Annotated in this window: 12 protein-coding genes; 6 read left to right on the plus strand and 6 right to left on the minus strand. The window is 72.5% G+C overall.

Annotated features, from left to right (window positions below; genetic code table 11):
• From J0670_RS14740 to J0670_RS14750, 3 genes are all read right to left on the minus strand, one after another.
• The coding region (locus J0670_RS14740) for an MHYT domain-containing protein (protein WP_207812012.1) at positions 1 to 759 on the minus strand (759 nt) is incomplete at its 3' end.
• A gap of 361 nt (positions 760 to 1120) precedes the next feature.
• Positions 1121 to 2485, minus strand: a complete 1365-nt coding sequence (locus J0670_RS14745; protein ID WP_207812013.1) for a cytochrome P450 — start codon at positions 2483 to 2485, stop codon at positions 1121 to 1123.
• 105 nt (positions 2486 to 2590) lie between these two features.
• Positions 2591 to 3658 (minus strand): RNA ligase (ATP), encoded by a 1068-nt coding sequence (locus J0670_RS14750; protein WP_207812014.1) that lies wholly within the window; start codon positions 3656 to 3658, stop codon positions 2591 to 2593.
• 375 nt (positions 3659 to 4033) lie between these two features.
• Here J0670_RS14750 and modA point away from each other — a divergent pair, with 375 nt between their 5' ends.
• Genes modA through J0670_RS14765 form a run of 3 tightly spaced genes read left to right on the plus strand, consistent with a single transcriptional unit; the run spans position 4034 to position 6881 of the window.
• Positions 4034 to 4879 carry a molybdate ABC transporter substrate-binding protein gene (modA, locus tag J0670_RS14755; protein WP_207812015.1) on the plus strand — a complete coding sequence of 282 codons (846 nt, stop codon included), beginning with the start codon at positions 4034 to 4036 and terminating at the stop codon, positions 4877 to 4879.
• Positions 4876 to 5772 carry an ABC transporter permease gene (locus J0670_RS14760; RefSeq protein WP_207812016.1) on the plus strand — a complete coding sequence of 299 codons (897 nt, stop codon included), beginning with the start codon at positions 4876 to 4878 and terminating at the stop codon, positions 5770 to 5772. Before modA ends, J0670_RS14760 begins: the two co-directional genes overlap by 4 nt.
• Before the next feature lie 17 nt (positions 5773 to 5789).
• Positions 5790 to 6881, plus strand: a complete 1092-nt coding sequence (locus J0670_RS14765; protein ID WP_207812017.1) for an ABC transporter ATP-binding protein — start codon at positions 5790 to 5792, stop codon at positions 6879 to 6881.
• A gap of 104 nt (positions 6882 to 6985) precedes the next feature.
• Here the strand turns inward: J0670_RS14765 and J0670_RS14770 are convergent, their stop codons facing one another.
• Positions 6986 to 7645, minus strand: coding sequence for a response regulator transcription factor (locus J0670_RS14770; protein ID WP_207812022.1), 660 nt, complete (start codon positions 7643 to 7645; stop codon positions 6986 to 6988).
• 74 nt (positions 7646 to 7719) lie between these two features.
• Positions 7720 to 8961, minus strand: coding sequence for a histidine kinase (locus J0670_RS14775; protein WP_307806529.1), 1242 nt, complete (start codon positions 8959 to 8961; stop codon positions 7720 to 7722).
• Positions 8962 to 9314: 353 nt separating this feature from the next.
• On the opposite strand from J0670_RS14775, the gene J0670_RS14780 reads away from it, so the two are divergent.
• From J0670_RS14780 to J0670_RS14790, 3 genes are read left to right on the plus strand one after another with little or no spacing between them, the layout of a single operon-like run.
• Complete coding sequence (locus J0670_RS14780; protein WP_207812023.1) at positions 9315 to 10232, plus strand: ABC transporter ATP-binding protein; 918 nt, start codon at positions 9315 to 9317, stop codon at positions 10230 to 10232.
• On the plus strand, positions 10229 to 10969 hold the full coding sequence (locus tag J0670_RS14785; RefSeq protein ID WP_207812019.1) for a hypothetical protein: 741 nt from the start codon (positions 10229 to 10231) through the stop codon (positions 10967 to 10969). Before J0670_RS14780 ends, J0670_RS14785 begins: the two co-directional genes overlap by 4 nt.
• 17 nt (positions 10970 to 10986) lie before the next feature.
• A complete protein-coding gene (locus J0670_RS14790; protein WP_207812020.1) occupies positions 10987 to 11742 on the plus strand; it encodes a hypothetical protein in 756 nt (251 codons plus the stop codon).
• A 120-nt stretch (positions 11743 to 11862) separates the two neighbouring features.
• On the opposite strand, the gene J0670_RS14795 is transcribed toward J0670_RS14790, so the two are convergent.
• The coding region (locus tag J0670_RS14795) for an aminoacyl-tRNA hydrolase (protein ID WP_207812021.1) at positions 11863 to 12237 on the minus strand (375 nt) is incomplete at its 5' end.

Here is a 12237-nt window from a genome sequence, read left to right on the forward strand (position 1 = left end):
GACGGCCAGCTCGCCCGCCGCCAGGTAGCCGGCCCGCTCCTGGACGGTCGGCGAAAGCGCGACGAAGGCGGAGGCGAGGAAGAGGAACGACCCGAGGCCGACGGCGAGCGGGAAGACGAACTCCATCGGGCTGACCCCGCCGAGGCCGGTACGGGCGGGGTCCAGCTGGACGTGGACGGCAGCCATGCCCGTGTAGTGCATGCAGCTCACGGCCAGGCCCATGGCCAGTGAGGCGGCGGCCGCCGCGTACACGTTGCGGATGGTGACGGCGGCCCAGAGCGCGGCGGTGGCGGCGCCGACCGCGACCAGCACGGACAGCGCGACCGTCCCGGCGTCGTAGCGCAGAGCGCCGCGCATCCGTACGGAGGCCATGCCGAGGTAGTGCATCGCGGCGACGCCGACGCCCGTGGTGAAGCCACCGCCGAGCAGGGCGAGGCCGCGGTGCCCGCCGTAGCAGACCACGGTCAGGCCGAGGCCGGTGACCAGCACCGCGACGACCAGGCTGAGCACGGTCAGCGGCACGTTGTAGCGCAGTTCGGTGCCGTCCACGCTGAAGCCGAACATGGCGACGAAGTGCATGGTCCAGATGCCGGAGCCGATCGCGGCCGCTGCGGTGAGCAGCCAGTTCCGCCGGGCGCTGCCGCTCGCGGCCAGGCCTCGCAGGGTGCAGCGCAGCCCGAGAGCGGCGCCGGCGCAGGCCATCAGGTACGAGAGGACAGGGGTCAGCCAGCCGAAGCTGAAGTGGTTGAGGGTGCCCATGGGACCTCCGGTCGACCGGTCGGGCCCGGGGCGGTACGCGGTGCGCCCGGGCTCCCCCGGCCGGGCGGACTGCACCGGTTGGCATATGCCAGCCACATGTGCGCTTTCGGCCTGGGGTGCGTGGGACGCTATCGAGGGGGCGAACTTGGTCAGGCGAAGATCTGAAAAGCTGCACGCGCGATGGGGGCGGTGTGTTCGGATAGCCCGGTCGTATGCCCGGAGGGTGCGGTGAACGACTTGGCAGCGGACAACAAACAGCGGACAGATAACAGAGTTTGAAATCTGTTATCTGTCCGCTGAAAGTTGAAACCCGGAACCCGACAGCCGAAGCCCGAGACCGTCTGCCGACACCCGACAGCCGTCACCCCACCGCCGTCACCCTCACCCGCATCGGGCTCGCCGCCCGCAGAGTGATCGCCTGCGCGAGCGCCACCCGCCGGTCCACCACCTCCACCTCGAAGTCCCGCAGCAGCACCCCGAGGGTCAGCACCGCCTCCAGCATCGAGAAGTGCTGCCCGATGCACGCCCGCGGACCGCCGCCGAACGGGAACCACGCGTACCGGTGCCGCCCCTTCTCCTCCTCCGGCAGGAACCGGTCCGGGTCGAAGCGCTCCGGCTCCGTCCAGTGGTCCGGGTGCCGGTGGGTGACCAGCGGCGCGACGACCAGCTGCGCTCCCGCCGGGATGGCGTACCCGTCGATCACCGTCTCCTCGACGGCCCGCCGCCCGATCAGCGCCGCCGCCGGGAAGAGCCGCATCGCCTCCTTCAGCACCCGGGTGATGTACGGCAGCCGGTCCAGGTCCGCCGCCGTCGGCGCCCGCCCGGCCAGCACAGTCCGCGCCTCCTCCTGGGCGAGCTTGCGCTGCTCCGGGTGCTTCGCCAGCAGGTGCAGCGCGAAGGCCAGCGAGGTGGCCGTGGTCTCGTGCCCGGCGAGCAGGAACACCAGTACCTGGTCCCGGAGTTCGGACGGATCCAGCCGCTCCCCGTCCTCACCGCGCGCCCGCCCGAGCAGCGTCAGCAGGTCGTCCGCGTCCTCGTCGCCGCCCCCGCGCGCGGCCCGTTCGGCGATGATGCGGTCGCAGACCTCGTACAGCGCCCGCTGTGCCGCGAGCCCGCGCCGGTTGGCGGGCGTCGACCAGGTGCGCGGAAGACGGACCGGCGAGAAGGCGCGCTCATTGACGTACGCGCCCAGCACCGGGAAGCTGCGGTTCACCACCGCCACCGCCTCGTCCACATCGGCGCCGAAGAGGATCCGGGCGACCGCGCGCAGCGCGAACCGCGACATCTCCTCCGCCGCGTCCACCTCCCCGCCCGACGTCGCCCGCCAGCGTTCGGCGAGCGACTGCGCCTCCTGCGCGAGCGCGTCCGCGTAGCCGTCCACCCGGCGGCGGGTGAACAGCGGCTGGACCAGTCGGCGCTGGCGCTGGTAGTCGCCGTCCTGGCTGGTCAGCAGTCCGTTGCCGACGCTGATCCGCAGCTCGTCGTAGAAGGCGTTCTCCTTGCGGAAGTTGGCCGCCTCGCTGCCCAGCACCTGGTGGACGCCCTCGGGCGAGAACACCGCGAAGAACTCGGAGCGCAGACCGGGCGGCCCGGCGAGGAAGCGCACCACGTCCCCGTGGTCGCGACGGGCCGCGAGGTAGGTGCGCAGCGGACGGCGGGTGAGGTCGAAGAGCGATCCGACCAGGGGGTTCCCGACCGGTCCGGGTATGGCGGCTGCGGTGACCATCGGCACTCCTTCTTCACTCCCTCGGCATTGACTGCCTTTCAACCTAACTGACTGACATTCAGCCTAGGAAGCGGGAGGAAGTAGGAGGAAGCGACCTCACACGACTCACTCGTACTCGGTGCCGCCCTTGCGGGTCAGGTAGGCGTCGCCGACCACCTTGGCGATCGCCCGCCCGCCGGTCACCGGGCTCCAGCGCTCGGTCGCCGCCCGGACCACCACGCCCTCACGCACGTGGAGTTCACGCCCGGAGTGGGTCTCCCTGCCCTGCGCGTGCGCCAGCACGGTCTCGGCGTCGAACGGCCCGCGCCACAGTTCGGGCACCAACGGCAGTTCACCGTCCAGCAGTTCGGTGGCCGCCAGCCAGTTCAGCCGCCCGCCCACCATCGCCGACATGTCGAACGCGGCATACCCGGGCCGTTCGGTGCGCGCGGAGACCCCGTACGTCAGGTCCTGCACGCCCTCGCCGAACACCTCCCCGAAGATGCCGACCCGCTCGGCGCCCAGCCGCTCGGCCAGCCGGGCCGCCACCGCCGGGATGTCGTAGGCGCGCACCACCCGCCAGTACAGGTTGCGCCCGTCCTCGACCAGCGCCAGCCCCTGCGCGCCGATCCCCTTGGACGAGACCTGCACCTCGCCGGTGGCGGCGACGTACGTGACCAGGCAGCAGGTGCCGTGCAGCTTCTCGGTCAGCACCACCGGCTCGCCCGGCTCGAAGACGTCGGGATAGCGCTTGAGGTTCTCGATGTCCACCCAGGGCAGCAGGTCCGGCGCGCTGACCACGTCACCGCTCATCGACGTCGGCACCGGCGGTTGCCACTTGACGATCCCGAGCAGTTCGGCGAAGTCCTCGCCCCGCTCGGCGGCCGCGGCCAGGTCCGTGTCGGCGAGCGCGGTGGGCCGGCAGACGACGCCCTGCGACAGCTCTCCGCGCAGCCGCACCGCCTTCACCCGGTTCGCCTTCGATCCGGCCAGCTTGCCGGTCAGCCCGAGCTCCTCGATCAACTCGTCGGGGAGGACGGCCTGTTCGGGGACGTAGACGGCGTAGTCCCCGGTCCGGTACACGCCCTTGGCGACGACCGCCCGATACAGGCCGACCTGCGCCAGCTCCAGGGCATCGGCATTCGGGTGCTCAAGAACGACCAGCCTCTCGGCGGTGACTCGCAGCGTGGACATGGAGGGGCCCCTCCCCTTTGTTGCTCGGCTGATGGCCCGATCCGACCGGTTCTCCGGTCGTCCGTACGGGCTGCGCCCACTCTGGCCGTTCGACCGGCCTCGACGCGACGGAATTTCCCGCGGCCCGCACCCCACAACACGTTCACCCCACAACCTGTTCACCCGGCAACCCGTTCATCCGGCAGCGCGCTCGCCTCGCAGGCCGCGCCCGTTTGAGCCTTCCCACAGCCGGCCCGACGCCCCCGCCCAACCCCTCCCGTGCGAAGCGACAGGGGATTTATCACTCGCATTTGCGGCACTATGATCGCCGTAATGGCCGCACCTGCGGTCAGGCATCCGCGCCCCGTCCGGCGCGCACCCGGAGGGGAAGCACCGATGAGCACCCGTACCATCGCGACCCGCAGGTTCGCCGTCGCCGCAGCGGCGGTCCTCGCCCTCAGTCTCGGGGTCACCGCCTGCGGCAGCGACGGCGGCAAGTCCACCGGGTCCGCGTCCGGTGCCACCACCGCCTCCTCGGGCGCCTCCGACGGCAACGCCCCGAAGGCCACCGGTGACATCACCGTCTTCGCCGCCGCCTCGCTCAAGGAGACCTTCACCGACCTCGGCAAGAAGTTCGAGGCCGCCAACCCGGGCACCAAGGTGAAGTTCAACTTCGGCGGCAGCTCCAGCCTCGCCACCAGCATCAACTCCGGTGCCCCGGCGGACGTCTTCGCCGCCGCCAGCCCGGCCACCATGAAGACCGTCAGCGACGCGGGCGGCGCGGACGGCGCGCCGAAGACCTTCGTCCGGAACACCCTCACCATCGCGGTGCCCAAGGGCAACCCCAAGCACATCGCCGGCCTGAAGGACCTCACCGGCTCCGGGGTGAAGGTCGCGCTGTGCGCGAAGGAGGTGCCCTGCGGCGCCGCCGCCCAGACCGCGCTGAAGGCCGCCGGCCTGGACCTCACCCCGGTCACCCTGGAGCAGGACGTCAAGGGCGCGCTCACCAAGGTCGAACTCGGCGAGGTGGACGCCTCCCTGGTGTACAGGACCGATGTGCGGTCCGATGCTGCGAAGATCGACGGTGTGGACTTCCCCGAGGCCGACAAGGCCGTGAACGACTACCCGATCGCCGCGCTCGCCAAGGCGCCGAACAAGAACGGCGCCGCCGCCTTCGTGGCGTACGTCCGGTCGCCCGAGGCCGCGCAGGTACTGACCGCGGCGGGCTTCCAGACGCCGTGAGGAGCCGCACCACCGAGCACGGCGAGCACGGCGGGTGCCGCAAGCGCCGCGGGCTCCGCGAGCGCGGTACGAATGACCGGTCCGCGCCGACCCCGCCGCGCCGTCGCCAGGGGAGGCACCGGATCCCCGTCGCACTGCTGCTTCCGGCGCTGCTCGGGCTGGCCTTCCTGTTCCTCCCGCTGGTCGGCCTTCTCGTCCGGGCGCCCTGGAGCGGCCTGTCCGAGCAGCTCACCAGCACCGCCGTCTGGGACGCCCTGAGGCTGTCGCTGATCTCCGCGACGGCCGCCACCGCGGTGTCACTGGTCCTCGGCGTCCCGCTGGCGTGGCTGCTCGCCCGCACCGAGCTGCCCGGCCGGCGGGTGGTCCGGGCGCTGGTCACCCTGCCGCTGGTGCTGCCGCCGGTGGTCGGCGGTGTGGCGCTGCTCCTGGTGCTCGGACGGCGCGGCATCGTCGGCTCCTGGCTGGACTCGGCCTTCGGCATCACGCTGCCCTTCACCACCACCGGGGTCGTGATCGCGGAGGCCTTCGTGGCGATGCCGTTCCTGGTGATCAGCGTCGAGGGCGCGCTGCGGGCCGCCGACCCCCGCTACGAGGAGGCGGCCGCGACCCTGGGGGCCTCCCGGCTGACCGCGTTCCGCCGGGTCACGCTGCCGATGATCGCCCCGGGGATCGCCGCCGGGGCCGTACTGGCGTGGGCCCGGGCGCTCGGCGAGTTCGGTGCGACGATCACCTTCGCGGGCAACTTCCCGGGGCGCACCCAGACCATGCCGCTGGCCGTCTACCTGGCGATGGAGTCGGATCCGGAGGCCGCGATCGCGCTGTCGCTGGTGCTGCTGGTGGTCTCCGTCGCCGTCCTGGTGGGCCTGCGCGACCGTTGGATGTCGACCCCGTGACCCAGGACGCCGCCCCCATGGAAATCCCGGACACCTCGAGCACCTCCGCCACCGGGCCCGCCCTGGACGCCCGGCTCAGGGTGGACCGTCCCGCGTTCACCCTCGACCTCGCACTCACCGCCGCCCCCGGCGAGGTGGTCGCACTGCTCGGCCCGAACGGCGCCGGCAAGTCCACCGCCCTGCGCGCCCTCGCCGGCCTGCTCCCGCTCACCGGCGGCCACCTGCGCCTGGACGGCCGTCTCCTGGAGGATCCGGCCCAGCGCCTGCACACCCCCGCCGAGGAGCGGCCGGTCGGCGTGGTGTTCCAGGACTACCTGCTGTTCCCTCACCTCAGCGCTCTCGACAACGTCGCCTTCGGCCCGCGCTGCCAGGGCCGTCCCAAGCGCGCCGCCCGGGCCGAGGCGGCCGACTGGCTGGAGCGGATGGGCCTGGCCGACCGCGCCTCGGTGCGCCCCGGCCGACTCTCCGGCGGCCAGGCCCAGCGGGTCGCACTCGCCCGGGCGCTGGCCGTCCGCCCCCGACTGCTCCTGCTGGACGAGCCGCTGGCTGCCCTGGACGCCCGCACCCGCCTCGACGTACGAGCTCAACTTCGGCGCCACCTGGCCGAGTTCGAGGCCGTCGCGGTACTGGTGACGCACGACCCGCTCGACGCCATGGTGCTGGCCGACCGGCTGGTGGTGATCGAGGAGGGCCATGAGGTGCAGTCCGGCAGCCCGGCGGAGGTCGCCCGGCGGCCTCGCACCGACTACATCGCCCGTCTGGTCGGACTCAACCTGTACCAGGGCCGGGCCGAGGGCACCCAGGTCACCCTCCCGGACGGGACGGCCATCGCCACCGTCGAGGAGCTGTCCGGCCCGGCCTTCGTGGCCTTCGCGCCCTCCGCCGTCACCCTGTACCGGGAGCGCCCGCGGTCCAGCGCGCGCAACCTGTGGCAGGCCGAGGTCACCGGCCTGGACCTGCACGGCGACCGGGTGCGCGCCGAACTCGCCGGAGACCTGCCGATGGCCGCCGACCTCACCCCGGCCGCGGTCGCGGAGCTGGGGCTGGCCCCGGGGGCGGCGGTCTGGGCCTCGGTCAAGGCCACCCAGACCCACGCCTACCCGGCCTGAGCGAACACCGGCGCGGGGCCCGACTACGGCGGCCCCGATCCGCTGGCCCGGCTCCGGCAGCCCGGCTCCGGCCGCCCCGATCCGGCGGCCGCGATCCGTCGGCCCTACTCCGATGGCTCGACGAACCCCGACTCGTACGCGGCGATCACCGCCTGGGTGCGGTCCCGCGCGCCGAGCTTCGCCAGCACGCTGCTGACGTGCGTCTTCACCGTCTGCACGCCCAGGAAGAGTCGTTCGGCGATCTCCCCGTTGCTGAGCCCGCGCGCCACCAGCCGCAGCACCTCGGCCTCCCGCTCGGTCAGCCCCGCCCGGGCCATGCTCTCCCGGGCGACGGGGTTGCCGTGCCCGGCGGCCAGGCGGCGGATCGCGGCCGGGAACAGCAGCGACTCGCCCGCCGCCGCCAGCCGGACCGCGTGGGCGATCTCGGCCGGGCGGGAGCGCTTGAGCAGGAATCCGTCGGCGCCCGCGCGCAGCGCCTGGTAGACGTAGTCGTCGTTCTCGAAGGTGGTGACGACCAGGATCCGCGGCGGACGCTCCCCCGGCGCACCGGGGCGCAGCAGTTCGCGAGTGGCCGCCAGGCCGTCCAGTACCGGCATCCGGACGTCCATCAGCACGACGTGCGGTCGCAGCGCGCGGGCCAGGGCCACCGCCTCCGCACCGTCGGCCGCCTCACCGACGACCCGCAGGTCGCCCTGCGCCTCCAGGACGGCCCGCATTCCGACCCGGACCAGTTCCTCGTCGTCGGCGAGCAGGATGTCGGTCATGTCGGCGGCGCCTCCCGTCCGGCCTTCCGGGTGGGCGAGGGCTCCCGTCCGGCCGTCGCCCGCAAGATCGTTCATCACGCGCCCAAGCGTAGGGGCAGTCGGACGTCGAGCACCCATTCCCCGTCGCCGCCCTCGGCGGACGGACCAGCGGTGGCTTCGCCGCCGAGCAGCGTGGCGCGTTCGCGAATGCCGCGCAGCCCCTTGCCGCCCTTGCGCGAACCGGCCCGGACCGGCCCCGCCGCCGTCAGCCGGCTGGTGCAGCGCAGCGTCAACTGCCCGTCCCGGACGGCGATCCGGACGTCGACCGGTTCGCCGGGCGCGTACTTGAGCGCATTGGTGACGCCCTCCTGGACGATCCGGTAGGACTCCCGGGAGAGCACCCCGGGCAGTGCGCCGACCGGCACCTCGACCCGCGCCTCGACCGGACTGCCGGCCGCACGGGCGGTGTCGAACAGCGCGGGCAGCTGGTCGATGCCGGGCTGTTCGGTGGCCACGCCGTTTCCGGCCGGCCCGGATGACCCGGCCGACCCGGCCGCCCCGACCGCCGCTCCCGTCGGGGTGTCGCGCAGCAGAACCAGGGTGCGTTCGAGGTCCTCCATGGCCTGCCGCCCGGTCTCCTCGATGACTTCGAGCGCCTTGGCGACGAACGCCGGGTCACCGACCTCGCGCGCGGCGCCCGCCTGAAGGACGGTCACCGTCAGTGCGTGGCCGATGGAATCGTGCAGTTCACGGGCCAACCGGTTGCGTTCCAGCAGCCGTTCGGCCCGCAGTTCCGCCTCGGCCAGCCGCTCTGCCGTCGAAGGACCCAACAGTCTTACGGCCATGGCGAGTTGGAGGCGTCCGGCACAGACCACCAGCCAGCCGTAGCCGACCAGCCCCAGCGGGGCGAACGGGAGGTACCGGAAGGCATGCGGCCCTGTCAGCAGCTCGAAGGCCGGAGTGATGCCGAAGGCGGTCACGAACCCGACCACCGAACCGAGCACCACCCTTCCCATCAACCAGCCCGCCGTACGCCGCCGGTCCACCCAGGAGTGGGAGGACTCGACGGCGATGTCCTCCTCGCGGTCGGGCACCAGCAGCAGGCGCGCCTGCATGCCCTCGGCCCGCCGGGCCGCCGGGATCAGCGCGACCAGCACGAGCAGCACCACGTCCAGCGTGACAGCCGGCGGCAGGATCTCGCCGAGGCTCATCTGTTCCGTCCCCGGGTAGATCATCAGGATGACGCCCACGAAGATCCACCCGATCAGCAGGTGCAACAGCCGGGCGTAGGTGGCACCGGCCAGCAGCGGCGCGAAGATCGCGCGCACCGCCCTCACGGCCCCGGCCTTTACCCGGGTCGCCCTCGCGGTCGCGCCGTTCACTGTCACGCCGTTCACTGCCACGCCGTTCGCCGCCACGTCGTTGGCTGTCGCGTCGTTGGCTGTCGCGCCGTTCGCAGGCATGGCCTTCTCGCTCGTCGCATTCCGGAGCACTCCCAAACCTGGCACCGGGCCATCCTGTCAGCTCAGCCCCGTTCCCGCGCTCCCCCACGGGACCACCGCGGTCTCCCTCCCGGGAGGGAGACCGCTCCCCGCCCCGGCGGGATCCGCTCACCCGGCCCGCTCCGGTCGAATGGGATCACCGTCCGAAGCACGGACGGTGACCACCCGTGAGGAGGGGAATGGCCGCCGTGATCGAGATCAAGGGCCTGACCAAGGAGTACGACGGCCGACGGGTCCTCGACGACCTGTCCTTCGAAGTCCGGCCCGGTGTGGTGACCGGATTCCTCGGCCCGAACGGCGCCGGGAAGAGCACCACCATGCGGCTGGTCCTCGGCCTGGACCGGCCCACCGCCGGGTACGCCCTGGTCGACGGCCGCCCGTACTCCGAACTCGCCGAACCGCTGCGCCAGGTGGGCGCGCTGCTGGACGCCCATGCCGTGCACGGCGGGCGGACGGCGCAGGGCCATCTGCGCTGGCTAGCCGCGAGCAACGGCCTCCCGGAGCGACGTGTCGGCGAGGTCCTGGCCCAGGTGGGCCTGGCGGAGGCGGCCGGCCGACGGATCCGGGGCTTCTCGCTCGGCATGCGCCAGCGCCTCGGGGTGGCCGCCGCGCTGCTCGGCGACCCACCGGTGCTGATGCTGGACGAGCCGGTGAACGGCCTCGACCCCGAGGGCATCCGCTGGATCCGCACCCTGCTGCGCGAACTCGCCGCCGAGGGGCGGTCGGTACTGGTCTCCTCCCATCTGATGACCGAAATGGCGCTCACCGCAGACCACTTGGTGGTGATCGGTCGCGGCCGACTCCTCGCGGACGCCGCCACCGCCGAGTTCATCGACCGCCACGGCCGCACCCGGATCCGGGTGCGGGCCGTGGACCCGACCAAGCTGTCCGCCCTGCTCGGCGACGGCGGTCACGACTTCACCGCCGAGCAGGTCGACGGCGGCGCCTGGGAAGTGACCGGCGCCGAACCCGAGCGGATCGCGGCGCTCGCCGCCGACAACGGCGTGGTGCTGTACGAGATCGCGGTCCAACAGGACTCGTTGGAGGAGGCGTTCATGCGGATGACCGCCGACAGCGTCGAGTACCGCGCGGAGGTCGCCCCGTGAGCCACCTGTCGCGCGCCCTCCGCTCCGAGCGGATCAAGGTCACCACCCTCCGCTCGCTCTGGCTCCAACCGCTGTTCTCCGTGCTGCTCTCCATCGGTGTCACCACGGCCGTCGGCGCGGTGCTCGGCGGTGCCGAGCCCAACATCACCGAAGATCCGGGCGTCGGCGTCTTCTACGGGCTCTACTTCGGGCAGGTGCTCCTGGTCGCCTTCGGCGTCCTGCTGATCGGGCAGGAGTTCAACACCCGGATGATCGACGTCTCGCTCACCGCCGTCCCCCGGCGCGACCGACTGTACGGTGCCAAGCTGGCGTTGGGCGCGATGGTCGGCCTCGGCGCGGGCGTGGTCGGCACGGCGGGCGCCTTCACCGGGTACGCCGTCGCGGCCGTTCCCGGTGACTGGCACGGGCCCGCCTTCGCCCGCGCCGCCACCGCCGGGGTGCTCTACCCGGCACTGCTGGTGGTGTTCTGCCTCGGCACGACCGCGATGCTGGGCAACCTCACCGCCGCCATGGGACTGCTGCTCCCGACCATCTTCCTGCTGTCACCGGCGCTGGGCGGCACGCCCGGGGTCCGGCTGGTGGCCCAGTTCCTGCCCGACCGGGCCGGCCAGTACGCGCAGCACTACACCGACGACCCGCAGGTCGCGTACGGGCACTGGACCGGACTGCTGATCATGGCGCTCTGGACGGCCGCGGCGGCGTACGGCGGCCTGGTCTCCCTGCGGCGCGCCAAGTGACCTCGGAGCAAGGAAAGATGATGAGGACGGGTCTCGGCAACGCGCTGCGCGCCGAACGGATCAAGTTCACCACCCTGCCCTCGCAGTGGGTGGCTCCGCTGACCGCGCTGGTCATCACCGTCGGAGTCACCGCGGCCGTCAACGCCGCCTACGGGACCAAGGACCACACCCCTGGCGAGGATCCGGCCGGTGGGATCTACTACGGCCTGCTGTTCGGCCATGTGGCGGTGGCCTGCCTCGGGATCCTGCTGATCGGGCAGGAGTTCAACACCCGCATGATCGGCACCTCACTCACCGCCGTGCCTCGGCGCGGGCGACTGTACGGCGCCAAGCTGGCGCTCGGTGCCGGGCTGGGCCTGCTGCTCGGACTGGTGTCGACGGCGGGCTGCTTCCTCGCCGTCGACACCACGGTCGGCCTGGACCTGTCCACCCCGGGCCTGGGGCGCAGCTTCCTGGCGGGGGTGCTCTACCACCCGATGATGGTGCTGCTCTGCCTCGGACTGACCGCGATGCTGGGCAACTTCAGCGCGGCGCTGGGCGTGCTCACCCCGATGGTGTTCCTCGGCACCACCTGGCTGGCCGCGATCCCCGGTGTCCGCGAGGCCGGCCAGTTCCTGCCCGACCGGGCCGGGCTGTACGCGATGCGCACCCAGCCCGAGGCAGGCATCCACTACGGGCACTGGACCGGGCTGCTGATCATGGCACTCTGGACCGCTGCGGCGGCGTACGGCGGGTGGCGGGCGATGCGGCGGTACGAGGCCTCGGCGGGCTGACGGCTGGCGGCTGACAGCTGACGGCGAACAACAAACAGCGAACAGATGACAGATTTCGAAATCTGTCATCTGTTCGCTGTCATCTGTCCTGCCGCTATCCGTCGCGTCGGCCGCCGGACGTCAGACCCCGGCCGTCCCCCGCAACGCCGGGTGGTCCGCGATCACCGTGCAACTCCCCGGCGCGATCTCCGTGAAGCCCGCGTCCTGGACCACCGGCAGCCCGCTGCGGACCAGTCCCTCCCACGCATCCGGCGAGGCCGTCCGAACCGCGAGCGCGAACCCGGACTCCGCCCACTCCTTGCGCTGGGCGTCGTCCAGCCGCCACCAGGCGAGCTGCGCGGCGTGGCCGGTCTGCGCCATCGTCTTGCCCGCGCTCATCTCCAGTTCCGGGTTGAGCCACAGCACCGGCAGCCCCGACTCGGGCGCGCCGAGCTCACCCGTCTCCTCCAGGTCCGTCCCGGAGACCTGGAGCTTGGCGAGGTCCTTCGGCCAGCC

Source organism: Streptomyces sp. FH025, assembly GCF_017427025.1.
Taxonomy (GTDB): Bacteria; Actinomycetota; Actinomycetes; order Streptomycetales; family Streptomycetaceae; genus Kitasatospora.